This window comes from Bacillus halotolerans, assembly GCF_004006435.1.
In the GTDB taxonomy this organism is placed as follows: Bacteria; Bacillota; Bacilli; order Bacillales; family Bacillaceae; genus Bacillus; species Bacillus halotolerans.
Genome location: NZ_CP029364.1, coordinates 1,098,923 through 1,125,268 on the forward strand (window position 1 = coordinate 1,098,923; position 26,346 = coordinate 1,125,268).

The 26,346-nt window shown below is 47.1% G+C and carries 23 protein-coding genes and 2 pseudogenes; 6 read left to right on the top strand and 19 right to left on the bottom strand.

Annotation, left to right across the window (positions count from 1 at the left end):
- Positions 1-91: 91 nt before the first annotated feature.
- The 7 genes from catE to glvA all read right to left on the bottom strand — a co-directional run bounded on the left by catE (position 92) and on the right by glvA (position 8,948).
- The gene (gene catE / locus DIC78_RS05630) at positions 92-949 is read right to left on the bottom strand and encodes a catechol 2,3-dioxygenase (protein WP_106021606.1); all 858 of its coding nucleotides are present in this window, start codon (positions 947-949) and stop codon (positions 92-94) included.
- A 17-nt stretch (positions 950-966) separates the two neighbouring features.
- On the bottom strand, positions 967-1,371 hold the full coding sequence (catD, locus tag DIC78_RS05635) for a DoxX family oxidoreductase CatD (protein ID WP_024120620.1): 405 nt from the start codon (positions 1,369-1,371) through the stop codon (positions 967-969).
- Between the two features lie 162 nt (positions 1,372-1,533).
- Positions 1,534-3,348 carry an ABC transporter ATP-binding protein gene (locus DIC78_RS05640; RefSeq protein ID WP_024120619.1) on the bottom strand — a complete coding sequence of 605 codons (1,815 nt, stop codon included), beginning with the start codon at positions 3,346-3,348 and terminating at the stop codon, positions 1,534-1,536.
- A complete protein-coding gene (locus DIC78_RS05645; RefSeq protein WP_106022396.1) occupies positions 3,342-5,063 on the bottom strand; it encodes an ABC transporter ATP-binding protein in 1,722 nt (573 codons plus the stop codon). The genes DIC78_RS05640 and DIC78_RS05645 overlap by 7 nt, the downstream gene beginning before the upstream one ends.
- Positions 5,064-5,167: 104 nt before the next feature.
- On the bottom strand, positions 5,168-6,754 hold the full coding sequence (gene malP / locus DIC78_RS05650; protein WP_106022397.1) for a PTS maltose transporter subunit IIBC: 1,587 nt from the start codon (positions 6,752-6,754) through the stop codon (positions 5,168-5,170).
- Between the two features lie 14 nt (positions 6,755-6,768).
- Positions 6,769-7,533, bottom strand: a complete 765-nt coding sequence (locus DIC78_RS05655) for a MurR/RpiR family transcriptional regulator (RefSeq protein WP_024120616.1) — start codon at positions 7,531-7,533, stop codon at positions 6,769-6,771.
- A gap of 65 nt (positions 7,534-7,598) precedes the next feature.
- The gene (gene glvA, locus DIC78_RS05660) at positions 7,599-8,948 is read right to left on the bottom strand and encodes a maltose-6'-phosphate glucosidase (protein WP_106021609.1); all 1,350 of its coding nucleotides are present in this window, start codon (positions 8,946-8,948) and stop codon (positions 7,599-7,601) included.
- 334 nt (positions 8,949-9,282) lie between these two features.
- Between glvA and DIC78_RS05665 the strand changes: the two genes are divergently transcribed.
- The 6 genes and pseudogenes from DIC78_RS05665 to DIC78_RS05690 all read left to right on the top strand — a co-directional run bounded on the left by DIC78_RS05665 (position 9,283) and on the right by DIC78_RS05690 (position 13,116).
- Entirely contained in the window at positions 9,283-9,597 is a 315-nt protein-coding gene (locus tag DIC78_RS05665) for a WXG100 family type VII secretion target (RefSeq protein WP_024120614.1), read from the top strand.
- Positions 9,598-9,602: 5 nt separating this feature from the next.
- Positions 9,603-10,805, top strand: a complete 1,203-nt coding sequence (locus tag DIC78_RS05670) for a hypothetical protein (RefSeq protein WP_106022398.1) — start codon at positions 9,603-9,605, stop codon at positions 10,803-10,805.
- A gap of 11 nt (positions 10,806-10,816) precedes the next feature.
- On the top strand, positions 10,817-11,602 hold the full coding sequence (locus tag DIC78_RS05675; RefSeq protein ID WP_024120612.1) for a hypothetical protein: 786 nt from the start codon (positions 10,817-10,819) through the stop codon (positions 11,600-11,602).
- Between the two features lie 49 nt (positions 11,603-11,651).
- Complete coding sequence (locus DIC78_RS05680) at positions 11,652-12,173, top strand: YfjD family protein (protein ID WP_420867033.1); 522 nt, start codon at positions 11,652-11,654, stop codon at positions 12,171-12,173.
- Positions 12,174-12,216: 43 nt separating this feature from the next.
- Positions 12,217-12,736, top strand: a pseudogene (locus DIC78_RS05685) (YfjD family protein).
- Positions 12,737-12,786: 50 nt separating this feature from the next.
- Positions 12,787-13,116, top strand: coding sequence for a YnfA family protein (locus DIC78_RS05690; protein ID WP_081638253.1), 330 nt, complete (start codon positions 12,787-12,789; stop codon positions 13,114-13,116).
- Positions 13,117-13,152: 36 nt separating this feature from the next.
- Here the strand turns inward: DIC78_RS05690 and DIC78_RS05695 are convergent, their stop codons facing one another.
- The 12 genes and pseudogenes from DIC78_RS05695 to DIC78_RS05750 form a co-directional block, all read right to left on the bottom strand.
- Positions 13,153-13,332, bottom strand: coding sequence for a small acid-soluble spore protein H (locus DIC78_RS05695; RefSeq protein ID WP_106021612.1), 180 nt, complete (start codon positions 13,330-13,332; stop codon positions 13,153-13,155).
- A gap of 52 nt (positions 13,333-13,384) precedes the next feature.
- Positions 13,385-15,202, bottom strand: a complete 1,818-nt coding sequence (locus tag DIC78_RS05700) for an acetoin dehydrogenase operon transcriptional activator AcoR (RefSeq protein ID WP_106022401.1) — start codon at positions 15,200-15,202, stop codon at positions 13,385-13,387.
- Between the two features lie 101 nt (positions 15,203-15,303).
- Entirely contained in the window at positions 15,304-16,680 is a 1,377-nt protein-coding gene (gene lpdA / locus DIC78_RS05705) for a dihydrolipoyl dehydrogenase (RefSeq protein ID WP_127695666.1), read from the bottom strand.
- A gap of 18 nt (positions 16,681-16,698) precedes the next feature.
- Complete coding sequence (locus DIC78_RS05710; RefSeq protein ID WP_106021615.1) at positions 16,699-17,895, bottom strand: dihydrolipoamide acetyltransferase family protein; 1,197 nt, start codon at positions 17,893-17,895, stop codon at positions 16,699-16,701.
- Between the two features lie 14 nt (positions 17,896-17,909).
- A complete protein-coding gene (gene acoB / locus DIC78_RS05715) occupies positions 17,910-18,938 on the bottom strand; it encodes an acetoin:2,6-dichlorophenolindophenol oxidoreductase subunit beta (RefSeq protein ID WP_095714613.1) in 1,029 nt (342 codons plus the stop codon).
- Between the two features lies 1 nt (position 18,939).
- Positions 18,940-19,941 carry an acetoin:2,6-dichlorophenolindophenol oxidoreductase subunit alpha gene (acoA, locus tag DIC78_RS05720; RefSeq protein WP_106022404.1) on the bottom strand — a complete coding sequence of 334 codons (1,002 nt, stop codon included), beginning with the start codon at positions 19,939-19,941 and terminating at the stop codon, positions 18,940-18,942.
- 234 nt (positions 19,942-20,175) lie between these two features.
- Positions 20,176-20,865: pseudogene (locus tag DIC78_RS21660) on the bottom strand (YfjL-like protein).
- A gap of 29 nt (positions 20,866-20,894) precedes the next feature.
- Positions 20,895-21,347, bottom strand: a complete 453-nt coding sequence (locus DIC78_RS05730) for a DUF6884 domain-containing protein (protein ID WP_106021618.1) — start codon at positions 21,345-21,347, stop codon at positions 20,895-20,897.
- Complete coding sequence (locus DIC78_RS05735) at positions 21,344-22,099, bottom strand: hypothetical protein (RefSeq protein ID WP_127695668.1); 756 nt, start codon at positions 22,097-22,099, stop codon at positions 21,344-21,346. Before DIC78_RS05735 ends, DIC78_RS05730 begins: the two co-directional genes overlap by 4 nt.
- Before the next feature lie 108 nt (positions 22,100-22,207).
- Positions 22,208-23,464 (bottom strand): amidohydrolase, encoded by a 1,257-nt coding sequence (locus DIC78_RS05740; RefSeq protein ID WP_103672419.1) that lies wholly within the window; start codon positions 23,462-23,464, stop codon positions 22,208-22,210.
- A 23-nt stretch (positions 23,465-23,487) separates the two neighbouring features.
- Positions 23,488-25,023, bottom strand: coding sequence for an AbgT family transporter (locus DIC78_RS05745; RefSeq protein ID WP_174754409.1), 1,536 nt, complete (start codon positions 25,021-25,023; stop codon positions 23,488-23,490).
- Positions 25,024-25,044: 21 nt separating this feature from the next.
- Complete coding sequence (locus DIC78_RS05750; protein WP_101860289.1) at positions 25,045-26,229, bottom strand: M20 metallopeptidase family protein; 1,185 nt, start codon at positions 26,227-26,229, stop codon at positions 25,045-25,047.
- Between the last annotated feature and the right edge of the window lie 117 nt (positions 26,230-26,346).

The following is a 26,346-nucleotide window of genomic DNA, read 5'->3' on the forward strand; positions in this document are numbered from 1 at the left end:
AAACGCCTCCTAACAAGTTGGTTCTCCCATCATAACAAGGCGGACAAAAATAAAAAATCCCCCTGCCGTTTTTTCGGCAAAGGGATTACAGTCAAATCACAAATCTAATATGGGCGCTGGAAACAGGATCTTTCACCCGGAAGCTGTTTTCCGTTTCTTCGATCGAATATCTGGCACGTTTGACTCGGTCTGCCACTCGATCCAGTTCCTCTTGATGAGGCAGGACAACCGTGTAATAGTCTAGTCCGCTCGCATTTGTCGGTTTAGGCGGCGCGTTTCTTCCCGCCCAAATATTTAAGCCGATATGATGATGGTAGCCTCCGGCTGAAACGAAGAGAGCAGACATGCCCGCATAGTCTCCGACAATGTCAAAGCCCAGCACATCTGTGTAAAACGCTTTTGCTTCTTTCAGATCGCTGACATGCAGATGAATGTGCCCGATGACCGTACCGTTTGGAAGTGTTGTTTTCCGCTCTTCTCCGGCCTCTTCCAAAAGGCCCTCGATGTCGACAGCAGTTGTTGTCATGACGTAGTTTCCTTCACGATCCCGCTGCCAAGTGCTGCGGGGGCGGTCAGCGTACATTTCAATTCCGTTTCCGTCAGGATCTGAGAGATAGAGCGCCTCGCTGACAGCGTGGTCCCCCTGTCCGAGGGCAATCCCGTTTTCAATCAAGCGGGCGAGCGCGATACCAAGTTCCTTTCTGTTGGGAAGCAGAATCGCAAAGTGATACAGGCCCGTTACCGTGCGTTCAGGCAAGACGACAGCGCTTGGATTTTCTTCAAGAATAAGCAGGGGGCGTTTTCCGTCAGCCGTTAATTCAGCTTGGCGGTCCGTCTTATTCAAGACTTGAAAGCCGATCACGTTGCAGTAGAACTGAAGGGAACGCTCCAGACTGCGGATTGTGAGTTTGACATAGCCAATGGTTGTATCCTCATGAATGCTGGTCATGCTGTATGCCTCTTTTCTTATGCTGATACGTTTTCGTTCTTTTTTGCTTTAAACACAAATGGGTCCAGTGCCAGGAATCTGCTTCCAGTAAGCGCCAGGTGAATGGATGTCAAAAGCAGAAGGTAATCAAATTCTGCATTGCCCATGAATGGCGCTTTCAGCTTCACTGTAATAATGGCTCCGATCAATGTGAGAGCAAACAGAACACCTACAATACGTGTAGCCAATCCGAAAAAGACGAGCACTCCGCCAACGAGTTCAATCGCTGCGATGACATACGCCATAAAGCTTGGAAGGCCTATGCTGCCGAAAAATTGGATGGTGCCCTCCATTGCCTGAAACTTTGATAAACCGTGAACAAAAAAGATAATACCTGTGATGACTCTTAAAAGTAATGTGCCAATTTCAAATGATTTATTCATTTTTATCCTCCTTGATAAATGTTATCACTTACTTAATGTAAGCTAGTATATATACATAACTTGTTTACGTCAAGTAATTTTGTTACATTTTACGAAATTGAAATAAAAGTACTATAAATCTGTAACAAAAAAGACCTTTGTGCAGGACAAAGGTCTTTTTCTTTATTTCTGAAATTGGCTTTCGTATAAGTCACTGTAAAATCCTTTTTGGCGTACCAGCTCATCATGGCTGCCTTTTTCAATCATTTCGCCGTCTTTTAATACGACAATCTGATCCGCTCTTTGAATGGTATTCAGCCTGTGGGCAATGATAACGCTCGTTCTCCCCTCCATTAAACGGGCAAGCGCTTCTTGGATTTTCACTTCTGTTACGGTATCAATGTTGCTTGTCGCTTCATCCAAGATGAGCAGAACCGGATCGGCCAGCACGGCTCTTGCTATGGAGATCAATTGTTTCTGTCCTTGACTGATGCCCGAGCCGTTTTGCGTCAGCACTGTATCATATCCTTTTGGCATCCGCTCAATAAAGCTGTGGGCATTCGCTGTTTTTGCTGCGGCCTCGACTTCCTGATCGGAGGCATCGAGCCTGCCGTAGCGGATATTTTCTCTGATCGTGCCTTGGAACAAGAACGAATCCTGAAGCACAAACCCCATATTTTTTCTCAGGCTCGCCCTTGTCAGCTTTTTAATATCAATCCCGTCAATTAAAATGCTCCCCTCATTGGGCTCATAAAAACGGGCAAGCAGATTGGTAACAGTGGTTTTACCCGCTCCCGTCGGGCCGACAAAGGCGATTGACTGCCCGGCCGGCACTGTGAATTGGAGGTGTTTCAGTGTCTGATTGTTTTCCTCGTAGCCGAAGGAAACATTTCGGAATTCAATGCCGCCTGTTTGTATCGGCTGATGCAGGGCACTCTTTTCATCCTCACGCTCCTCTTTTTCATCCAGCACGTCAAACACCCGTTCAGCGCCGGCAATAGCGGACAGCATCGTATTAAACTGATTGGCCAGATCATTTAATGGACGCGTAAACTGTCTTGAGTACTCGGCAAAGACAACGATGGTGCCGATGGATATCCAGCCTTTCAGCGCAAACAGTCCGCCGATTGCAGCAATGATCGTAAAGCTTAAATTGTTTAAAGAGTTCATCACTTTCGGGATAAAGCCGGAAATCGTCTGTGCCCAGAAGCCTGAAGTCTTGAGTGCGGCGTTTTTTTCCAGAAATTCAGCTGTAATCTGGTCTTCCCGTGAATACGCTTTGATGACCTTTGCGCCTGAAATGCTTTCTTCAATATATCCGTTCAGCTCGCCAAGATTTTTTTGCTGTTCTTTAAACAGTTTTCCCGTACGGTTTGTAATCCATTTCAGACTCACCGCCATTACCGGAATGATCGTCAGCGTGATCACCGTCAGCAGCGGACTCATATACAGCATGACGGCAATCGTTCCGACGAAAGTGATGACGCTCGACAGAATTTGAATCACCGACGTATTTAAAGTGGAGCTGACATTTTCGATGTCATTGGTCACCCGGCTCATCAGCTCGCCATGCCGCTGTTTATCAAAAAACGGGATCGGCAGCTCATGCAGATGGGTGAACAGCTCGCTTCGCATTCTAAAAACTGTGCCTTGCGAAATCGTGATCATCCAGTAGTTTTGAAACCAGAGTGATAAAGATTGAATGAGATATATGCCAAGCAGAATGAGCAGAACGGGAATAAGCCCGCTGACCGTCTGGCCGACGATGAAATGGTCGATGGCCTTTCCGATCACAAAGGGGCCGAGGAGCCCGAATATCGCGCTGATTACGACCATCAGCATAACGAGTATAAGCAGCCCTTTTCGTTCTGCCAGGTAAGACCAGATTCGTCTCAAGGTGCCTTTTGTATCCTTTGCTTTCGCCCTTTTTTTGGCGCGTTCTTTTTTATCGATTGGGATTTTGGGATATTGGAAAGGCTTGCGGATGTCTTTCAGCACGACTCGCTCCCCTCCCTTCCGAATTGTGACTCGTAAATGCGCTTATATAAATGTGAGTCGGAAAGCAGCTGGCTGTGTGTGCCTTTTTCTATCAGCTCTCCATCCTCGAGCAGCAAGATTTCATCAGCTTTCATGGCCGTTGTTATTTTTTGTGTAATGATTAAGGTTGTGCACTCATATGTGCTGATGGCCTCAAGCAGATTCGCTTCCGTTTGCAGGTCAAGCGCGCTTGTGCTGTCATCCAAAAGAAGGATGGAGGGTTTTCTGATCAGTGCCCTTGCAATAGAAATCCGCTGCTTTTGACCGCCGGACAAATTGACGCCTCTTTGTCCCAGGACGGTATCATATCCCTTCGGAAGCTTCATGATCGTTTCATGGATTTGCGCATGTTTGGCCGCTTCCATTATTTCATCAAGTGAAGCATTTTCTTTGCCCCAAGCAATATTTTCTTTGATCGTGCCTGAGAACAAGAGCACTTCCTGGGGCACAAATCCGATTTGCTTGCGAAGGCCCTCCGCCGGAAAGTCATCAATAGGCTTTTCATCTATGTAAATGCTGCCCGAATCCGGCTTATAAAGCCGCGGAATGAGCTGAAAAAGCGTCGATTTCCCTGATCCTGTCGCCCCGAGAATCGCGATCGTTTCTTTCGGCTTTGCGGAAAATGAGACATTGCGCAGCGCTTCTCTGTCCATATCCGGATATCGGAAGGACACATCCTGAAAGTCAATTCGGCCTGACAAGCGAGATGAGAGTAATCCTTCCTCCTGCTCGTCACCTTCTGTTTCAAGCACCTCGCCGATTCTGTCGCCTGAGGCTTTTGCCCGGGTGAAAATCATAATCAAAAACGGGAACATAGAAAGCGCACCCGTAATTCGTGTCGCATAGTTAATAACCGCAACGACATCGCCGACCTGAGAACCTCCGCTTGTGATGCTGTGAGCTCCCGCCCATAAAATAAAAAGAATACAGAGGTTCATCAGCAGCATCAGCACAGGCATCGTAAATTCTACAAGCTGAAATGCCGAGACCGTTTTTTCCATCAGCATCGTGTTTGCTTTGATAAATCTCTTGACCTCATGGCTTCCGCGCAGCAGCGCTTTAATCAGCTTGATCGCGGTTAAATTCTCCTGCATGATCGTATTCACCTGATCCAGCCGTTTCTGCACAGACCGGAACAGCGCCCCGCCCTTTTTCAGTACCCAAAGCAAAAACAAAATCAGGATCGGAATCGTCACAAGAAGAAAAAAGCCGAGCTTCACATTAACGGCGAGTGACAGCGCAATGCCGCCCACAATCATTAACGGCGCACGCAGCATAAACCTCAGGCTCATAAAAATCAGGTTTTGCACCTGTGTCACATCGTTTGTCAGCCTTGTCATATAGGATGAGGACGAAAACTGTCCAAATGTTGAATAAGAGAAGGACTGGATTTTTTGAAAAAGCCCTTTTCTCGTGTCATAGGAAAAGCTTTGGCTCACATGGGCAGCGTAAAAGGAATTCAGCATACCCGCCGCAAATGATAAAATGGTCAGGCCGATCATGACCGCACCCCATATCCAAACGTGCCGCATGTCTTGCTTCATAATCCCATCGTCGATGATTTTTGCGATCAATAGAGGCTGTACCAGTTCAACCGCGAGTTCCGTCAGCATGAGAATCAGCGCAATTCCCACCAGAAGTGAGTATGGTTTTAAATATGATAAAGCCTTTGACATGTAAAAGCCTCCAAATCCCTTATACTCGATTGTCTCTTTCTTTACTTTACTATGATGGTCTTTTTGACGGCAAACGAAAACCCTCCCAAAAAGGAGGGTCTGCTTTATTGATTTAATAGTTTTTCCACACGCTCCCGCATCTGCGGCACACTCAATCCGATAATCACCTGAAACGCTTTCCCGTTTCTGACGACGCCGTGTGCGCCAAGCGCGCGGAAGACGCTGTCGAATTCGACCTTTTTTTCATCCTTGACGCTGACTCTGAGGCGGGTGGCGCAGTTTGTGACCTCGGTGATGTTGTCTTTACCGCCTAACGCTTCGATGTACAATGCAGCGGTTTCATCTGCCGTTTCTGCAGCGGAGGCTGTTTCATCCTTTTTGTTTTTTCTTTCTCTGTATTCTTGTTTCGAATACAGCTTTGTTTCCTGCTGATCGTCAATTTCCCGTCCCGGTGTGGCAATATTGAATTTGAGGATCAGAAATCGGAAGACGAAAAAATAAATTGCAGTAAATGAGAGTCCAATCAGAATTTGATACACATACGTCATACCGTGGCTGCCAAAGAGCGGAATCCAGTTCAGGGTAACCGCCTCAATTAACCCGCCCCCCATGTTTCCGACAACACCGGCCATATACATGACCGTCGACATTGTCGCGGCGAGTACGGCGTGAACCGCAAATAGGAAAGGAGAGATGAATAAGAAAGTAAACTCAATCGGCTCTGTGATGCCGGCGACGATCGCCGTGAGTGTGACAGGAATCAGCAGGCCGGCAACGAGTTTTTTCTTTTCCTTTTTGGCTGTGACATAAAACGCGAGCGCAATCCCCGGAATGCCGAAGATTTTTGAATTGCCGTGAAGCGCGAATCCGCCTTGCGGGAACAGCTCCTTCAGCGGTTTGGCGCTTTGTGAATATTCACCAAGGTGCTGCGCCCAATACGTGACGATCCCGCCTTCCGCCACAGCCGGGCCGTAGATGAACGGCGTGTAAATAAAATGATGAAGACCGGTCGGAATCAAAATCCGTTCCAAAAATGTGTAAATCCAAACGCCCACCGCCCCGGAAGCGACAAGAAAGCTTTGAAGCGACCCGATTCCCGTTTGGACCATCGGCCAGATAAAAGACACGGCCAGAGCGACCGGAATCATAATGAAGAAGGAAATCATGACGATATACGTGGAGCCTTGAAAGATGCCGAGAAAATCAGGCAGTTTTTTATCAAAATAGCGGTTATGCAAAAATACGACAATGGAAGAAATAAAGATTGCCCCAATAATGTTGGTATCAAGCGTTTTAATGCCGGCAATCATCGTTAATCCGCTCGTTCCGCCAACCTCTTGATTCATATCAACGCCAAAGGCGCCTCCCCAGACTGTCAGGATCGAGCTGACAAAATAATTAAACGTTAAATAAACCGTAAGCGCTTCCAAACAAGCGCGCGCCTGAGCTTTTTTCGCCAAAGCGACTGGAATGCCGATGGCGAATAAAAGCGGCATTTGATTAAATACCGTCCAGCCGCCTTGCTCAATGATATACCAGCACTGATACCAAAACCCGTCAGGATCAGCGAGCGGCCCCATCAGGGTTTCGTTTTTGAAAAGCGTGCTGACACCCACGATAATGCCGGCGAACGCAAATAATAATACAGGCACAAACATCGCGCTTCCAAAGCGCTGGACTTTTTGCATCATACCAAAACCCCCTGCTACTCAATGTCGTTTTTTTCAGCTTCTTTGTAATCAACATATGCGCGGAACAATGCTTCGCCAACGAGAAAAAACGGCGCAAAAGCGACAATTTCTTTTTTATCACTCAATGTCACGGGCTTGCTTGTCGCATAAAGATTATGCGGTGTGAGCTGGGCGAGGACATTGTTTTTCAAATTCGTAATGGAAATAAAGGGAACTCCCTTTGCGGAAAGCATTCTTGCCTGCGGAATCAGCTCAGGCGTTTCTCCGGACAGCGAAATGATGATAAACAGGTCATTCACCTTAAAATCATCCTGCATCTGGTCAAATTCATTTCTGCCCTCAATTAAAATCAGATACTTATTGAGAGGGATAAACATTCTTTGCAAATCATGGGCGCATATCTTTTGCGCCGTTCCGGACCCGTACACGAAAATGCGGTCCGCTTCATCAATCAGCTGGCACATGTCCGTCATGTCCTTTGTCCTTATAAATTTCAAATTTGCTTCAATATCATCCAGCAGCTTTTGAAAACTCATACTCTCGCCTTCTTCCGGCTGATCTTCCCACTTCAAAAAAACGCGAAATTCACTGTAGCCGCTGAAACCGAGCTTTTGAGCAAGACGCAAAATCGAGGAACGCGATACGCTGCATGCTTTCGCAAGGGCATCGATTCCAAGACGATAGCACGTGTTCTTGTGATTCAATATATATTTCAAAATATGAAAATCATTGTCATTTAATTTACTGTAATGCTGATTAATCAGTTCTTCGAGCTGCATATCAGATCCCCCCATTTTCTTTCTATTATATACAATATAGATTTCGAAAATGGGGGATTTTTCAGTTATGAGATACGGCTCGGGCTTTGATCAAGCTCAGGCCAGAAATCTTTGTTGGCCTCCAATAAATCTTCGAGAATAAGCCTTGCCACACGGGCGTTCGGCACTGTTTTTGAGAGAATGAGCGCCTGCCATAGCTTTTGGAAGGATTTTTCCGTCCACGCCTCAACTGTCAATTTTTCAACTGATACCTGCTGTTCCATCAGTCCTTTTTGGAACTGCGGAATGTTTCCGACTGTGATCGGTTCAGGCCCGTTTGAGCCGACGATACACGGCACCTCTACCATCGCTGTCGGGTCAAAGTTTGCGATTGCGCCGTTATTTTCAACAATTAAAAGCATTCTTTCACCTGTATTGTAGGCAATGGCGCGGGCAAGATCGACGATATATGACGCGTGATCGTCTATTTTGATTTCGCTGTTTTTAGAGGACTGCTCGCGTGCAATCATGTCGCATTGGCTGAAAATAAAGGCTTCGCGCCCTTCCATGACTTCGTTTGCCCGCGTATGGTTCGGATTTGATTTTTTCACCATGTCATCCGGGAACAGATAATATTGTAAATACGTATTCGGCAATGTGTCCGGATCGGCGGCCTGCACGTCACGCGCTTTTGCGAACGTGTCATTCCAGCTCGCCTCCACCGCCTCGGACTCTGCGTTCGGAATATACCCGTACTGAGACACATGTTCCTTCAGCTTCGGCATTAAATTATTGCCCTCTTGATCCTGAATGGATGTCCACCAGCCGAAATGATTTAATCCATAATACCGGACCTTCATTTCTTTTCTTGAGGACAGGCCGAGAATTTGCGCCATACGGTCTTCGATACCGACCGGCATATCACAAATGTTGAGGATTTTTGAGTTCGGTCTGAGGCGTCTCGTTGCTTCCGCCACAATCGCCGCCGGGTTGGAGTAATTCAGCATCCACGCATCTGGCGAGTATGTTTCCATGTAATCTAATATTTCAAGCACGCCGCCAATTGAACGCATACCGTATGCGATACCGCCCGGTCCGCACGTCTCCTGGCCCACAACTCCGTACTTCAGCGGAATTTGCTCATCAAGCGCACGCATCGCGTATTTCCCTACCCTGATGTGTGCCATGACAAAATCAACGTCTGTAAAAGCTTCTTCCGGGTCAGTCGTCGCTGTAAATTCAATTTCGGGTGCTTTTTCTCTGATAAAAACGTCACAGGCCCCCGCGATCCGCTCCTGTCTTTCCTTATCATTGTCATACAGCTTCAGCTTTCTGATCGGAAACTCATCCAAATGGTCTAAGAGCATCAGAACAATCCCGGGAGTAAATGTGCTCCCTCCGCCCGCTATTACGATTGAGAATGATTTTTTCTTCATATGACGACCTCCTTGATAACGTTTACATTTTATTTATATCATGTGACAGCTTGTCTCGTAATACTTTTGGCGCACTTAGGTCATTTGATCAGTTTTAGTTTTTTTTCCCATCGAGCGGGAAATTTCTCACTTATCTATCAGTTCAACAATTTGATTTTTTTACCTTTTTTGTAATCTCAAAGTCTCATCATCTGTGAAATTTGAGTGAATATACGCCCTTCCAATTCTTATGAAAAGGTTCTTTTGTACGATTCGGATACATGCCGAATTATTTATAATCATTTATATAAAACATCCATTTGTGCGTTAATTTAGGAAAGGCAGGGGACAAAAGTTGGACTCACATAAAGTCATCGAGCTTGCAAATCAGTACAGTGCAGCCGCAGAAGAGGTCAGAAGCTCAAAAATGCTCCTTGACTCCCGGTTATCTGCATTGGGCGATGCGTGGCAGGGAAAAGCAAGAGACACATTCGACCAGGATTTCGAGGAAACAAAAGCCGCCTACGATCAGTTCGAACAGGAGCTGCTTGAAACAAGCCAGGAACTTAAGGCAGCTGCCGTAAAAATAGAAGAACGAAAAGCTGAGATTGCCAGAATGGAAGAATTAGAAAGAAAAGCAAGAGAGGAAAGACATAAACTCGAGAGGTGAATAGCGTGTCAGGAAACATTGCAGTTGATCCGGATAAGCTTGAACAGCTGGCGAATGATATGGTCACAGAATTAACTGATATGGAAAACAAATATAAGGATTTGCATATGGAGCTGGGACAGCTGATTTTACAATGCGATCCCCGCTACAGCAGCTGTTTTTCGGGTGTTGGGGATGCTTGGAGCTCAGGAAAAGCACTCGTCAGCAAGCTGAGTGACAATGAGATATTCATCAGAAAAACGAGCGACAAATTTGTTGAGCAAGACAATATTTTACGAAAGCTTTATAACGCTTACGACAAATACGGAACGATGACAAGCTTAACCGCCCTGATGCTGACCCAGGGAAAATACTACGGATTAGGGCTTACAAAGTTTGTGAAACAGCCAAGCGGCTTACATACTGCACGGCATTCAAAGCTTCTATTGGACATTTCCAGAGCAGTAGACAGCTCCCGTTATCAAAAAGCAGCCAGAGTGCTTTTGAACCCAAAATATCTGTTTAAAAAGACAAACCGGCCATTTTCTGATTTGGTACATAAAAAGTTTACAAAATACTTTCCGCAGGACACGGTGGATTTTTCAAACAGCGTAAGGAGCTATACAAGAGGATTTGTTAATGAAGCCGGCGTACGCTCAACATTGAAGGATGTCGGAAAAACAGGCTTGAAATTCGCAAAAGGAAATGCCATTACAGCGACACTGATAACCGGAGCGACAGAAACGTTTGGAGCAGGCTTAAAGATCGCAGAAAATTACGCGAAATACGAAGACAAACCCGAAGTGCTCAAACGGGAAAATGCAAAAGCTGTTGGCAATGCAGTGAATAACACTATTTTTGTCGCTGGCGGCGCAACGGCAGGCGCTGTAATAGGCGGGGCGATCGGAAGTTTTGCTGGCCCTGTTGGTACTGTCCTCCTTGGCGCAGCTGGCTCTTATGTTGGCGGAGTGGTAGGAGAACAAATTGCCAAATTTACGGCAGGTTTCGCCGAAAAGGCAGCCTTAAAGCTGAAAGAACCGATTCATGCTGTTGTAAATACTGCCAAAAAGGGGCTGGAAGCGGCCGGCAAAGTCGTAAAAACGGTGAATGACGGCATAGATGCGGCTAATAAAACAATTCATAAAGGAATGGCCAAAGCAAAGAAAACGGCGGACTCGCTCATACACGGCGCAACTCATTTCCTTAAAGGCAAACTTTCATTCGGATAGGAGAATAAATCATGAATCAGTTTACGATCAGCTTAGAAGAGCTCATATTTTGTTTTTACAGCGAAGGCTTTTTTGAACAGGGCATGTCACTGAAGCAAGCCTATTTTCCTGAAGTAGAAGATGAGCAGCTCGGATTTTTATTTGAAGCGGCCTGCCGTTCGCTTTTGGCGAAGGATGCTGCTGAATATCGGAATCATCAATACAGGTTAAAGGACGAGTATTGCCCGTTTATCCACGTATTAAATGACGCGGACTATACAGTGAAGCTTTCCAAGTTTGACGAGCAAGGCAGCGAACGGAATGTTTCCTGCCATGTTTCAAAATTCGGCACCTACTCCCATGAGCTTCTTTTTGATGAGCAAGTACATAGTATAAAAAAAATGGAATCAAGCGACGGATTACTTACAAAAACAGCTGAGTTTTTAAATATAATAGATACCGAGGATAAAAGTGAATCTATCCTGACTTTGACATCAAAAGAATTTGAAGCACTTCTGGAAGGTGCTTCCGAGACTCCCTCATACCTGAAGGAATTCCTTGGAAAGCACGACTACCAGGAGGACATTACCCGGTTTATAAATGATTTGTCATTACGTAAAGGAAAGATGGATACGCTGATGCGCCTGTCTTACGATAAAGATAACGCACCGGAAGTGGATGACATGGCTTTTATCTTGCCCGGCACCCGCCATACTTGGCTTGTAACGGGTATCACCCAGAATGAATTTACTGTCATGGCTGCTCATAAGGATGTTGTAAATCAAATCATTTCAAAACCGAACGAGAATCTGAATTGATAAAAGGAGAAGAGCATTGGAAAATCAAGTAGTCGAAGTCAAAAGCAGAATGTTCCTGAGAATATGGGCTTTTGTCGGATCTGCCGGTATGGGGCTTGCTTGTTTATGGCTGTTTTATATGGGGATTACCTTTCAAACGAAATATTATCTCCTAGCCATTCCAGCAGGTTTTCTATTCACCTTGTTTTGTTTATATTTATTTATCATCTTTTTTCCTGCCTTTACCTCTAGGGGAAATATCATCTTCCGTATTAAAACCGGAAAAGATGGTGAGATATTCACTGACAAAGCGGCTGTGAAATTTGCCGATATCAAGAAAATTGAAATGAATCGCAATAAATACCGCTTAAAAGGGATTTTCCAGGAAGATGTCATAATTCAAACAACTAACCACAAGACAATTCGCATTCCGACTTGGAACATCATTCCAAACCCTTTGTTTTTTGAAGCGGTTGAACGTTATATTGTCCCACATATGAATGATGAAGCGAAAACGAATTGGATCGGTCAGTTTACAGAGATTCAGCGCAATGTGTATTTAAAGGAATTTGAGAATCATCCGAAGCTTTAGGAGCAGCACATTGGAATCACATGATATCGAAGTCAAAAGCAGAATGTTTTTCAGAATCTGGCTGTTTCTCGCAACAGGCGGCGCCGTGATTGCAGGCGTGTGGCTGGTGTCAGAAGCCATTACGTTCGAATCCAAGTACTCTCTGCTTTATTTGGGCGGCGGATTGATGGCAATTGTCTATGGCTTGATCACATTTTCTATGGTTTTACCGGCGTTCACAAGCCGAGGACATGTTATTTTTCGTATTAAACAAGGGCCTGACGGGGAAATCTTCACAAAAAAACGCAGCGTGCCTTTTACTGAAATCAAGCGCATTTATATGGGACGCCATCAATACAGTTTGAAAGGGATTTTCTTTGAGGATATTATATTGAGAAGAATGACGGCAAGATCGTTCGTATTCCGACTTGGAACATCATAGCTAATCCATTATTTTTGAAGCGGTTGAACGTTATATGCTGCCCCATATGACGGAAGAGGCGAAAAACAATTGGATCAGCCAGTTTACGGAGATTCAGCGCAGTGTGTATATAAAGGAATTTGAAGAGAATCCAAAGCTTTAACGCCTCTCTCTCCTTTATAATGAAATGTAATTGAAGTTTGAGGGGTGCGCGTGATGCTGATGACCATTCTTTTATTTCTCGCGGCGGGACTTGCTGAAATTGGCGGAGGCTATTTGATTTGGCTGTGGCTGAGAGAAGCGAAGCCCGTCGGATACGGGGCAGCCGGGGCGCTGATATTGATTGTGTACGGCATTCTCCCGACGTTTCAATCCTTCCCTTCCTTCGGCCGTGTATACGCCGCTTATGGAGGAGTGTTCATCGTACTAGCTGTCTTTTGGGGGTGGCTTGTCGATCGGAAAACTCCTGATCTGTATGACTGGATCGGCGCACTGATTTGTCTGATAGGCGTTTGTGTGATCTTATTCGCGCCGCGAGCATAACAAAATGGCCTGCTTATGAAAGCGGGCCATGTTTGTTTAATTCTCTTTTAAGTTGTTCAGCAGCACTTCATGCTCCTGCTGCGGTTCATCCAGCGGATAAATTCTTGCTGTTCCGGTTTCTTCATTCACATGCTGAATGTAAATCGGAACTCCGTTATAAGTTACTTTCTTCATATCCGGTGATTCCACGATTTCTTTCGCTCTCTGTATATTCATCTCAACATCCTCCTTCACCCATAACGTTTCCATTTCTTGAAAGAAGTATGCTTTATGATCCAGCGGTCATGTTAAATTTTTTCAATCGTTTATAGAAAGTGCTGCGCGGAATGCCGCTGATTTTCGCGGCTTGGGAGACGTTTCCTTTTGCCGTTTCAAGCGCATTGATGAGGATATCTTTTTGAATTTGCTCACGGAGAGTAAGCGCCTTTGTTTCAGCCCCCTTTTCTTTTACGGGGCCGATCGGCAAGCCCGACGCTTCGAGCAATAAGGAAAGCGGCTCGTCACTCAGCCGTCCGTCCGGAAACCTGATGGAAAGACGTTCAAAGACATTAAACAGCTCGCGGATATTCCCCGGCCACTTCCATTGCTTCAGTACGTCCAAAAAGGCAGGCGGAAGCTCTCCCGGCCATCCATTTTTCTGTGTGTAGTACGCAAAGAGGGCCTCTATATCTTCGAGACGGTTCCGCAGCGGAGGAAGCTGAATCGGGTAGACATGAAGGCGGTAAAACAGGTCCTCTCTGATTTTTCCGCTTTCTGCGAGTTCACGCAAATCACAATGTGTGGCAGCAATCACTCTGATATCAACCGGAATTTCTTTTGTCCCGCCGACCGGCGTAATCTTGCGTTCCTGAAGCACCCGTAAAAGCGCCACCTGCATCGAGTGGGAAATTTCTCCGATTTCATCTAGAAATAAGGTGCCATGATGCGCTTTTTGGAAGGCGCCTTTGTAGCCATCTCGTTTCGCTCCTGTAAAAGCGCCTTCTGCATAGCCGAACAGCTCGCTTTCGATTAAATCCGACGGGATCGCTCCGCAATTCACGGCTACAAACGGGCCGTTCTTACGGTCGCTGTTTTCATGAAGCGCGCGGGCCGCGACTTCCTTGCCCGTGCCGGTTTCACCCGACAGGCAAACTGTCGCATCAGCCGCGGCCGCTCGTTCGAGGCTTTTGAGCATCGCTTGCGATTGCCTGCTTTGTCCGAGGACTCCATTGAATCGAAAGGCCGGCTTTTTCTTTTGTTCCGATAAATAAAAACAAGTGCCGCTGTCCCCCATGGTGACCGCTTTATCGATTGTAAAACCCCTTTCCTTCAACTCATAAAGATGCCGGCCTTGCCAATCCGGTATTGACGATCGTATCGGCAGGCTTGCGCCGATGATGTGCTGTTTGGCATTGCAAAGCACGATCGGTACACGGGACGCTGTCCTATCAGCAAAGCGGCTGAGCAGTTCAAGCTCTTTCTCCCTGCTTTTGGCTGCCAATTCCCTTTCCGCGGCAAAGGCAATGGCCGCGGCAATGCCGAGCATATTTGGCTGTGCATGCGCTGCCGGGCAAGAGATATCAATCACCCCCGCAAGACTGCCGTCCTCATAATGAATCGGTGCTGCTGAGCAATTCCAGTGATGGGAGGCGACAGAATAATGCTCTGATCCTTGAATGACAACCGGCTCGCTAATGTGAAGCGCCGTGCCAATTGCATTGGTGCCAACCGCCGTTTCTGTCCAGCACGCTCCTTCGACAAAGTTAATGCGTTTGGCTTCATGCAGCGCGCGGCGATGGCCGTCAAGCGCCAGCACCATGCCGTCCGCATCAATTAATAGCGCCATCATTTCCATTTCTTTTATTGCGGGCAGCAGTTTTTCCAGGTAAGGCATTGCGGTCGACAGAAAGAATGAATGCTTGTTTGACTGCTGATCCAGTTCCGTTTGCTGCAAAACCTTCGGGCCTTTTTCTAAATAGGGGTTAACCTCAGCCTTTCTGCAGCGGTGCCAGGACTCGGCTATCCTTTTTCTTATTCGGGCTTCGTCCAGCACGCCGTCTTTCACAAAACGTTTCCAGGTTTGCAAATCGTTCGGGATCGAATTCATTCCTTGATCGTTCCTCCCTTACACGCCGTTTTCATCTATTGTAGGGGAAAAATAAAGCGCTTTCAACACAAAAAAGCCGGCGCATTCGCCAGCTTTTCTTTTTATGCATGCACCGCAAGCCCAATTGTGCTTAACAATGCTTCGTGCAGCGTTTCCGACAGTGTCGGATGGGCCGCGATAAAATGCTCTGCCATATCCGCCGTCATTTCTCCGTTCATGATGGCAGCCGCCTGGCCGATAAGCTCGGTCACATCCGGTCCGATCATTGAGACTCCGACGATTTCGCCGAACTCCGGTTCCGCCACGATCTTGACCTTTCCTTCCGCTTGGTGTTTGATGAGCGCCTTCCCGTTTGCGGCAAAAGGAAATTCACCAATCTGTACTTCTCCGTAAACGTGTCTTGCCTGTTTTTCAGTCAATCCGATACATGCGATTTCCGGCGATGTGTAAATACATCGAGGCACGTTTTTTTCGTTCATTTTGATGTCGCGTCCTGAAGCGTGTGAAGCGGCGATGATTCCTTCATGGAAAGCAGCATGGGCCAGCTGAATGCCACCGATCGCGTCCCCGCATGCGTAGATATGAGGCACATTGGTCTGCATCTGCTCATTTACGGGAATACCTTTTTGGGAAAAATCAATTCCCGCCTGGTCAAGCTGTAATCCATCCAGATGAGGTTTTCTGCCGATCGCCACCAGCACATAATCTGCCTTCGTCTTAAACTCACGCTGTCCGCTTTTCCATATCGCCGTTTTGGCTGCTTGATCAACACGCTCTAACCGGGAAGAAGTGTGAACTTCAACTCCGTCTTCCTCAAGCTTTTCCTGAAAGAGACGGGCGATATCCTCGTCCTCTGCCGGGATCAGCTGGCCGGCCGTTTCAATGATCGTCACCTTCGATCCAAGTCTGGCGAACAATCCGGCATACTCGCAGCCGATCACACCGCCGCCGACAATCACAAGCGAACCGGGAATTTCAGAAAGGCCGAGTGCATCTTTGCTGTCGATCACCCATTTGCCGTCAAACGGGGCAAAGGGCAGCTGGATTGGCTCTGACCCGGAAGCAATCAATATTTGTTCAGCCTCTCTGATTTCTTTGCCGTTCTCCCCTTCGATCAAGAGCTTCTTGTCAGAAAGAAAGGAGGCCTCTCCCTTCACGACTTGTATTTGATTTTTTTTCATTAAGTACTGTACGCCTTGGACAAGCTGGCTGACAACCTGCTGTTTTCGGCTCTGCATTTTGTCCCAATCAACCGATATTGCACCGGGCGGAAGTTCAATGCCGAAGCGCCCGGCATGTTTGATTTTATCGAGCACATTTGCGCTTTCTAACAAAGACTTCGTCGGAATGCAGCCTTCATTCAGACAGGTTCCTCCAAGTGAGCCTTTGTCAATGAGCAACACCTTTTTTCCCTGCTGTGCCGCTGAGACTGCTGCCGCATAGCCCGCTGGTCCCCCTCCGATAATGGCTAATGTCATGTTCTTTCACCTGCTTTTCTATAAAATTAACGCTGCCGGTTCCTCCAAATAAGTTTTGATCGTCTTCAGAAATTCAGCTGCCGGAGCGCCGTCACAGGTTCTATGATCAAACGTCAGGCTGAGCGGCAGTATCGTACCTCTGACAATCTCCTCCCCTTGAAAAACCGGCGTGTCATAGCTTGCTCCGATGCCGAGAATGCCTGTTTCGGGCGGATTTAATATCGGCGTAAAATGCTCCACGCCGGATGCGCCAAGGTTTGTGATTGAGAAGGTCGAGCCTTGCAATTCTTCGCTCCCCGCACGTCCCTCGCGTGCTTTTTTGGCGTTTTCTGAAATGGTTTTGGCCAGCTCAATCAGCGGCAGTTTTTCAGCATGACGAATGACAGGCACAACCAACCCTTTTTCAAGAGCAACAGCCATTCCAAGATGAACATGAGGAAGTGTGATAATGCGCTCATTTTTGTAGAAGCTGTTCAGCATAGGATGTGATTGGAGAGCGAGCACCGCAGCTCTTGAGACAAAATGAGTCATCGTTAATTTCGTGCCGTGCCGTTCCTCTGCTGTCGGCGAAAGCTGTTTTTGAAGAGCTGCCAGCTTAGTGATATCAGCCTTCATTGTAATCGTCAGCTGTGCGCTGTTTGCCAAGCTTTCCTGCATTCTGGACGCGATCACTTTTCTCATGCCTGTAACCGGCGTTTCCTGCGCCTTTTGATCAGAAACTGGCTCAGCCTGTTCTCTTTTTTGTTCAGAAAGCGCCTTTGTGACATCATCCTTCACGATTCGTCCGCCTGGTCCTGTGCCTTTCAGCTGTTTCACGTCTAATCCCGCTTTTTCCGCGATTTTCCTGGCGACTGGAGATATTTTGATTCGTTCTTTTTTACCGGCTGCGGGTTTGTTTTCTTGTTTTGAAGGCTGGACAGCTGGCGGCTCACTATCTTCTGCAGCAGGCTCTTTCGCCTCTTCCTGCACCGATTCATTGGCGTTCCCGATATAGCAGATGGCTGTACCGGGCGGAACCTCTTCCCCTTCTTTCACCTTAATATCAATCAGCGTGCCCTTTTCAGGCGCTTCGATTTCCATTTCAATTTTCTCCGACTGAATGCTGGCGATGCTTTCTCCCTTTTCAACCGGATCTCCCACTTTTTTGTTCCAAATCGATACTTCTCCTTGTTTCATGGCCATTCCCAACTTTGGCATCACTACTTTGACCGCCATATGTGTCCCCCCCTTTAATTCACTGCCGGCTCGCCAAGCAATTCAAGCGTGACGCTGACGATTTTATCTGGTGTCGGCAAATATTGGTCTTCAAGCACTGGCGAAAACGGCACAGGTGTGTGCGGCGCTGTAATCCGCTTAATCGGCGCATCTAGCAGATCAAAGCCTTTGTCGGCCACAATCGCGGCTATATCTGTGGCTATGCTGCATCGCGGATTGGCTTCGTCAATGATGATCAGCCGGTTTGTTTTTTCTAGCGATGTGAAAATCGCTTCCTCATCCAGAGGAGACAGACTGCGCGGATCAAGCACCTCGGCTTCAATGCCTTTTTCTGATAATTGTGCTGCCGCTTCGAGTGCGGTATTGACCTGCTTGCCGATCGCAAACAGCGTAATGTCGCTGCCCTCGCGTTTGATGTCCGCTTTTCCGAGCGGAATTGTATAATACTCTTCCGGCACTTCGCCTTTCATGTTGTAGGACGTTTTGTCTTCAAAAAAGAACACCGGATCGTTGTCTTCGATCGCCGCAAGCAGCAGACCTTTGGCGTCATACGGATTCGACGGAACAACCGTCTTCAGCCCCGGAATGCTTGTGAAAAGGCCGTACAGCGTCTGGGAGTGCTGTGCCGCAGCCCGGAAACCCGCTCCGTATGTGGTGCGGACGGTAATCGGCACTTGCGCTTTTCCGCCGAACATATAGCGGAATTTTGCCCCTTGGTTGATGACCTGGTCAAAGCACGTGCCGATGAAATCGTTAAACATCAGCTCCGCAATCGGTCTCAGCCCTGTTGATGCCGCAGCCATAGCGGCGCCCATATAGCCCGCTTCAGAAATAGGCGTATCCAGCACTCTGCTCCGTCCAAATTCCTGAACGAGCCCTTTTGTGACGCCTAATACGCCGCCCCATGCTTCATCGTCCTGCAAATGATCGACTGCCGCTCCTCCGGCTACATCCTCACCGATCAACAGCACATTTTCGTCCCTTCTCATCGCAAGTTTCATCGCCTCGTTGATCGCGTCTGACATGCTTATGACTCTTGCCATCTTACATTCCTCCTTTTTCATATGAGACATATACATCTGCCAGCAGCTCTGATTCTTTCGGATATGGGCTGTCTTCGCTGAAGGAGACTGCTTTTTCAATCGATTCTTTGACGCTTTGTTCAATATCTGCCAGTTTTTTTTCATCCGCCTCTTTTAACAGATAGTTTTTAAAACCTTGTATGGCATCCTTTTCTTCAAGGTGCTCAGCTCTTTCATCCTTTGTTTTATAGGTTTGGGCATCTCCTTCGAAATGGCCGTAGTTTCGGTAAGTCATGCATTCAATCAAGGATGGGCCTCCGCCGTTTCTTGCTCGTTCAATCGCTTCCTCTGCTGCCTGATAAACTGCTAAAATATCTTTTCCGTCCACGGTTACTCCCGGCATGTTATAGGCAGCTGCCCGATCAGCGATTGAATCACAGGCTGACGCGTACTCAAATGGCGTGGCTTCGCCGTAGCCGTTGTTTTCAGCGATAAACACAACTGGAAGATTCCATACAGCCGCTAAGTTGAGGCCTTCATGGAAGGTTCCTTGATTATTTGCTCCGTCTCCAAAAAAGCAAACGCTTACATTATTGGTCTGTTTATATTTAGCCGTGAGCGCTGACCCGCATGCGAGCGTAAATCCGCCCCCGACGATTCCATTTGCCCCTAACATACCTTTATTGAGATCGGCAATGTGCATTGAACCGCCCTTGCCTTTACACAGTCCGGTCGCTTTCCCGAATATTTCCGCCATCATGCCATCCAGATCACAGCCCTTGGCGATACAATGCCCATGCCCTCTATGTGTGCTTGTAATGCTGTCGCCATCATCTAAGTGAGCGCACACGCCTACAGCTACAGCTTCTTCACCGGCATACAAATGGACGAATCCGGGAAGCACTCCCTCTGCGAACAGTTCATGCACTTTGTCCTCAAAGCCCCTGATTTCCAGCATCTTTTGGTACATCCACAGCGCTTTTTCCTCAGTTAATGACAAGCCTTCTCGTTTTAACAGTTCCATTGTGTGTGCCTCCTTCTATTTAGGGTTCGCATTAATGAATGCAAGAAGTGTGCCAGCTATTGGATGCCTGTAAAATCAGTCTTCTATGTTGATACCATGAGACAGTTTGAGACAGGTGTCTCAAACTGTCTCGATATGAAACCATGTGTCTCGTTTTATTCCAAATAAAAATAGACCGGGCACCTGCCCGGTCTTTTGACGTCGATCGACATATTTATTTCCTCGGAAATCTTATCAACTTCCTAATGCCTCTGCATCGTTTGTCTGAATGGCGATTTCAGGAGTAAAATCAATTGAATATTTTACATAACCAAAGCCGCCGTCCCCATCCTTCTGCATGCAGTCTATCGTGCCTCTGAAATATGTATACCCTTTTTGATTTAGCGTTTTTCTGACGGTTTCCGCCATCGCCACGGCATCTGTTTTTGTTTTTCCGCTTGCATCTAACTGAATCGTCAAACTCAGCGGCGCTCTTTCAGCCAATTGCTTGCTCCAGCTTGTATCTAATGTAAACTGGGCGTGTTCAACGCTGATATCTGCTTCGGCTTTTATAAGTTGCGGAACGGCTTTTTTCAAATCCGCTTCGATTTCCTTTGATGCTTCTTGATTTAGATGTTTTGCAACAGACTCGGTATAGGCTTCTTCAATCCCATCGCAGGTTACCTTAGGATGGAGAAACCCTATCGCGCACATTTAGTAGCTTTGAGATTGGGTGTTTGCTTGAAACACATATTCCGAGGTTTTCGCGTTATAAACTCCATTCGTGATCTTGATTTCTTTTTGAGGATAGGTCTGTTTCACATATGATGTGAGCTTTTGCTCTGCGGCATTTTTTGAAAATGGATCACCGAATAAAATATGATAGATATAAAAGCCGCTTCCACATACCGCAATGGCAAGGAAGCCAAACACCATTCTTTTCATTTTCACACCCTTTTCGGGTTATGTACGTATTACAGTTCTTGTTTTTCTTCAACCGCCCTGTTCAGTGCCTGAAGCATGTAACCAATGCCTTTGTACGGTGCCAGCGGCCAGCTGATATGCTGATGATCTCCGACGACCGTGCTCAAGACTTTACGATATTTTTTCCCGCCGAGCATGACGAGCTCTTCTTTTTCAAGAAAACCCTTTTCACGATATTGGCGGCTTAACTTCTCCTCTGTCATAATCTCTGGATGACCGCTCCCGAATGCCACATCGTAGTTTTCCGGCACGATGTCATCAGGACGCAGGAACCCGTGCTTCGCCGACAAAATGACCCACTCGTCAAAAAAAGCTTTTGCATACCGCTCGCACGCCTGATGAAACGGGCTCAGGTAAGCGTCTTCCGCCCTCGTCGGCCCCGCATCAGGCTGAACATCCCAGATTTTTTTCGCGCCGCAGGGGATGATGCATAGTCGTTTCATATTGATTTTCGAACTCCTTTTATCTTCTGGACTATCACAATGATTAAAATCCCGATCATGATCGCACAACCAACAGCGACCGTAATCAACGGATACAAAAGAGGAAATATGACATTGGGAATCACTTCATACATATCAGAATGATACCCCATTGAATTTCCTCCAACGTATGAAAAATTGAGCAGTTTTACACTCAATGGATCCTTGCTTCTATCAGAATAGCTTAGAAGCTTCTCCTTTACAGTCCCATCCTGATGAATCCTGATTATTTTCCATTTGCTTTTTTCAAGACTTATTTGATCGTCAGTTATTCTCTGAACAATGTAAACCAGATTTTGATCAGTCTTTCGATCCTTTACCGTTAATATTTCAAGCCATGAAAAGTATCTTCCTCCTCTTTCTCGATTAGAAAGCCATACTTCAGAAGGTGATGAGAGATCTCGGCCGTCTAATTGATACTGTATGTTAACAATCTCTCCGGCAGGGACGTTTTCGTCTTTATCCCAGCTTGTCAGGGGCGCATGTTTTCCTGTTTTGGTCTCAATAATCCTAATATGATGATTAAATATGTTGATATTTTGAGTATCTATCGCAGGTTCATAACCTTGCTTGTCTTGATATGCATAATGAATGTCATAACGATTTGTTACGTTGTGATCTATTATATTTTCTCTCAATAGTACAAAGATAGGATAGGCTGAAATCACGATCAGCAGCAGGCCTATACCTGTACAAAAATGCATTCTCTTCATTTGATTCTCCTCTTTTTTCATACCTATCAATGTACCATAAATCCAACAAATCGTCTCCTTTATTTGGAAATCGCTTCGAATGACATAAAAAAAGAGGGGATTCTCCCTCTACTTCAACAGCTTCAATGCCGCTTGCTTCAGAAGCTGAACGCTTCGCGGAAGAATATCTTCCTGGATATCGAACTTTTCATGATGATGCGGGGCAGCGATGTCGGTGCCAATGATCATATATGTCCCTTTTCCTCCCCGCTCCTGAACTCTTTTGATCATATAGCTTGCGTCTTCACTTCCTCTTGAGCCGGTCTGGATGCCTTGCAGTGAGGAAAATCCGCCAACCTCTCCAGCAGCTTCTAGCACGGTCGAAACCATTTCCTCGTCACATTTGATCGGAATCGCTCCGCCGATGATTTCGACCTCATGTTCAAGCTCATGCATGGCTGCGCTGTGGGCGATGATCTTTCTCACCCGCTCTTCCAGATCGCGGTTGACCTCTTCTGAATCAGACCGCGTTTCAATGATCATTTTCGCGTGCTGCGGGATGATATTGGCCGCTGTTCCGCCTTCAAGCACGCCGACATTGATCCGGGTATCGCCCGAGCTGAAACGCGGAATGGCATGTATATTTAAAAGCGCCGTCGCCGCCCCTAGCAAAGCATTTCTGCCATGCTCAGGAGCCGCTCCTGCATGTGAGGAGACGCCCCGGAAATGAGCAGCCATTTTCGTAGTGGCCAGAAATCCTTCTGCACCGCCGTATACTTCCCCAAGCGGCACATTAGTCCCCAGATGATGGCAGAGGAGATAATCAACATCGTCCAGCATGCCTTTCTCAGTAACGGCATACGCTCCGCGGACACCCTCCTCAGCGGGCTGGAAAATCAGCTTCAGAGTACCTGCAAAGTTTCGATGTGCCAGCGCTTCAGCAACGCCTAGCCCGATCGCGGTATGTCCGTCATGGGCGCATGCGTGCATATTTCCTTCAAATGCAGAACGGAAGCCCTTGGCGTGAGGACCATGGTCAGCATCTGCGCTTTCTGTAATCGGAAGTGCATCCATATCAAAACGAAGCGCAACGACGGGTCCCGGCGTATTCCCTTCAAGTCTTCCGATGACAGCGGTATATCCGCCTTTCATCGGCGCAATGATATCAGGATCGGCTCCATTTTCAATTGCACGGTCAAAAGCGCGCTTCAGTTCTTTTTCTGAAGGAACGCCTCTGCGGGCCTCGCCATCCATTGCGTCCTTGCCATATGTCACGTGATATCCCAGGGCTTGAAGAGTTTCCACAACCTTTCCGGCTGTGCGAAATTCTGTAAAGCCCAGTTCGGGATGCCGGTGAAAATCTCGTCTTATTTGAATCATATCCATATGTCTCCCACCCTTTGCCGTTTTTATTTTGCATAAACGCCCGGTCCGATCGGCCAGCCGAAAGCGTACCAAATGAACATCATGAGAAGCCACGCCAAGAAGAACAGAACCGTATACGGAATCATGGTTGAGATCACAGTTCCGAAGCCCGCATCTGATTTGTAGCGCTTATAGTAAGCCATCAGCATCGGCAAATACGGATTCATCGGCGTAATGGTGTTTGTCGCGGAATCCGCAATCCGATAGGCAATTTGAATAAACGCGGGATGAAAATCCAGCAGCATCAGCATCGGGATAAACACAGGGGCCAGCAGCGCCCATAAAGCAGAGCCGCTCGTAATAAACAGACTGACGACACAAGTCAGCAACGAAAATCCGATTAATACAGGAAAACCTGTTAAATGGATGGATTCCAGAAAGTCCGCTCCTTTTACTGCCATAAAAATCCCCATATTGCTCCACGTGAAAAAGGCGATAAACTGCGAAATAACAAAGACGAGCACAATAAAGCCTGACATGCCTTTAATGGAATCTCCCATCAGCCTCGGGACGTCTGTCTGATTCTTAATGCGCCCGGCCACGATGCCATAAACAACCGATACAGTAATAAAGAACAGCAGAATGATGGGGATGATGCCTTTCAAAAAAGGCGAGGAAAGAATCGATCCGTTTTCAGGATCACGCAGAAGCGCTCCCTCTGGAACAACTAATAACGCAATGACTCCAGCATATAAAAGGGCCGCTGCCCCCGCCGCCTTCAGTGCTTTGATCTCTTTTCCCGTTAACGCCGCCATTTCAGGCTTGTATTCTCCGCGGTAGCTGCCAAGCCGGGGTTCAACGATTTTATCAGTAACCCATGCACCGATAAAGGCTAAAACAAATACGGAGGCCGCCATGAAAAACCAGTTATCGACAGCCGATACCTGAGCATTTTTATCGACGGTTTGCGCGACCTGTGTGGTAATGCCGGAAAGAAGCGCGTCTGTCCCGGCGATCATCAGATTGGCCGTGAATCCTGACCCTACACCTGCCGCAGCGGCCGCAAAGCCGGCAAGCGGATGACGCCCGGCTGCCATGAAGATCAGGGCGCCAACCGGCGGGATAATGACCCATGCCGCATCAGACGCCAGATTCCCTAAAATCCCGACAAATACGACGGAATAGCTGATGATCGCTTTCGGAACATGCGCCATCATCTTTTGCAGCACAGCCTCGATCAAACCGACGCGTTCCGCCAGCCCGATGCCGAGCACCATCGTGAGCACAAGTCCGAGAGGCGGAAATTGAACAAAGTTGTTCACCGCTTCCGTCAGCATCCAGTGAATGCCCTCGGTGCTGAGCAAACTCTTAACGGCTACCTCTTTCCCGTCTCCCGGATGTGTCACTGCGTTTCCTGCCAGCAAAACAGACATGGCAATGATGATCATCGATAAGTAGATAAATAACATAAAAGGATCAGGCAATTTGTTTCCGGCCTTTTCGATCCACTTTAATATTCCTTTATGCTCGATTTTTTGTAAAGAATCAGCGGTCATGACTTCCGGCAGATGTTTAGCCATAGCGCCCTCCTATAATCGGTTTTAGTTGATCTTCATTGAAATCGATTCACGGGAATGCAGAATGAAATAGACTGAATTTACAAATAATTTAACACCTGCTGATAACGCTTTTTCATCGAACGTGAATTTAGGATGGTGATGCGGATAGATCATCTCCCCGGTTCCCGCTCCCAAAGCGATATAACAGCTAGGCACTCGTTCAGAAAACGCGGAGAAATCCTCTCCGCCCATCATTGGCGCTAACGGAAATACCTGATCCTTCCCCCACAGATTCTCTGCTGCTTGTCTGACCAGTTCGGTTACGTTCGGATCGTTTACCACAGACTTGTATCCATGGCGGTAATCAAAATCATACGACGCGCCATGGGCTTCAGTTACGCCTTTTATAATGGTTTCCATGAGCGCTTCCGTATTTGCCCGGACTTCCTTTCGAAACGTCCTTACCGTCCCTCCAAGCGTCACAGTATCGGGGATCACATTGTAGGCGGAGCCCGCATGACACATGGTAACAGAGAGCACCAGTCTTTCGGCAGGATCTGTATGTCTTGAGGCAATGCTTTGCAAATGAGTAATGACTTGTGAGGCAATCACAAGCGGGTCAATACACTGTTCAGGCTGAGAGGCATGCCCGCCTTTTCCTTTAATCGTGATATCAAAGCGATCAGAGTTAGCTGTGACCGGGCCTGATGCCAGTCCGATTTTTCCTAAAGGCATGGCAGAAAACAGATGGATGGCTATGCATAGATCAAGATGGTCCGCAACACCAGCCTTCACCATTTCCTGCGCTCCGCCAGGATGAACCTCCTCGGCATGCTGAAAAATAAAGTAGACTTCGCCGCTAAGCTCATCCTTTTTCTGAGACAAAATCTCAGCCGCCCCAAGCAGCATGGCGGTATGCCCATCATGCCCGCACGCATGCATTACACCTGGATGGCGGGAGCGAAAATGACTGTCATGCTCTTCTTGAATCGGCAGCGCATCCATATCAGCGCGCAGCCCAATTCGCTTGCCCGGCCGCGCACCGCTCAGCCGGGCAACGACACTTGTCCTTGTCGGGCGGCTGATCTCAAGATTTTCAAAAGAAGAGAGCGTATCATATACAAATTGAGCTGTTTTTTCTTCTTGAAAGGACAGCTCCGGGTATTGATGAAGATGTCTCCTCCATTCAATCACGTTCTTATATATACTGGCGTATTCATCCATCATGCTTCCAGCCCCCATTCTGTTTTAGAAACTCTTGCATTTACTTTATTGATTATATGGAGCTGGTTCAATTGGAATGTCAGACAATCTGACTTATTGAATCAAAAAAGAAGAGGAAAT

Excerpts from the sequence above, each read along its gene's own strand:
- DIC78_RS05675 (WP_024120612.1), top strand. The coding sequence starts at position 10,817 with ATGAATCAGTTTACGATCAGCTTAGAAGAGCTCATATTTTGTTTTTAC.
- glvA (WP_106021609.1), bottom strand. The coding sequence starts at position 8,948 with ATGAAGAAAAAATCATTCTCAATCGTAATAGCGGGCGGAGGGAGCACA.
- acoA (WP_106022404.1), bottom strand. The coding sequence starts at position 19,941 with ATGGAACTGTTAAAACGAGAAGGCTTGTCATTAACTGAGGAAAAAGCG.
- DIC78_RS05730 (WP_106021618.1), bottom strand. The coding sequence starts at position 21,347 with ATGAAACGACTATGCATCATCCCCTGCGGCGCGAAAAAAATCTGGGAT.
- DIC78_RS05680 (WP_420867033.1), top strand. The coding sequence starts at position 11,652 with ATGTTCCTGAGAATATGGGCTTTTGTCGGATCTGCCGGTATGGGGCTT.
- DIC78_RS05740 (WP_103672419.1), bottom strand. The coding sequence starts at position 23,464 with ATGGATATGATTCAAATAAGACGAGATTTTCACCGGCATCCCGAACTG.
- acoB (WP_095714613.1), bottom strand. The coding sequence starts at position 18,938 with ATGGCAAGAGTCATAAGCATGTCAGACGCGATCAACGAGGCGATGAAA.
- DIC78_RS05745 (WP_174754409.1), bottom strand. The coding sequence starts at position 25,023 with ATGGCTAAACATCTGCCGGAAGTCATGACCGCTGATTCTTTACAAAAA.
- DIC78_RS05645 (WP_106022396.1), bottom strand. The coding sequence starts at position 5,063 with ATGTCAAAGGCTTTATCATATTTAAAACCATACTCACTTCTGGTGGGA.
- DIC78_RS05735 (WP_127695668.1), bottom strand. The coding sequence starts at position 22,099 with ATGAAGAGAATGCATTTTTGTACAGGTATAGGCCTGCTGCTGATCGTG.
- DIC78_RS05655 (WP_024120616.1), bottom strand. The coding sequence starts at position 7,533 with ATGCAGCTCGAAGAACTGATTAATCAGCATTACAGTAAATTAAATGAC.
- catE (WP_106021606.1), bottom strand. The coding sequence starts at position 949 with ATGACCAGCATTCATGAGGATACAACCATTGGCTATGTCAAACTCACA.
- DIC78_RS05695 (WP_106021612.1), bottom strand. The coding sequence starts at position 13,332 with ATGAATATACAGAGAGCGAAAGAAATCGTGGAATCACCGGATATGAAG.
- DIC78_RS05700 (WP_106022401.1), bottom strand. The coding sequence starts at position 15,202 with ATGAATTCGATCCCGAACGATTTGCAAACCTGGAAACGTTTTGTGAAA.
- DIC78_RS05710 (WP_106021615.1), bottom strand. The coding sequence starts at position 17,895 with ATGGCGGTCAAAGTAGTGATGCCAAAGTTGGGAATGGCCATGAAACAA.
- malP (WP_106022397.1), bottom strand. The coding sequence starts at position 6,754 with ATGATGCAAAAAGTCCAGCGCTTTGGAAGCGCGATGTTTGTGCCTGTA.
- DIC78_RS05750 (WP_101860289.1), bottom strand. The coding sequence starts at position 26,229 with ATGATGGATGAATACGCCAGTATATATAAGAACGTGATTGAATGGAGG.
- catD (WP_024120620.1), bottom strand. The coding sequence starts at position 1,371 with ATGAATAAATCATTTGAAATTGGCACATTACTTTTAAGAGTCATCACA.
- lpdA (WP_127695666.1), bottom strand. The coding sequence starts at position 16,680 with ATGACATTAGCCATTATCGGAGGGGGACCAGCGGGCTATGCGGCAGCA.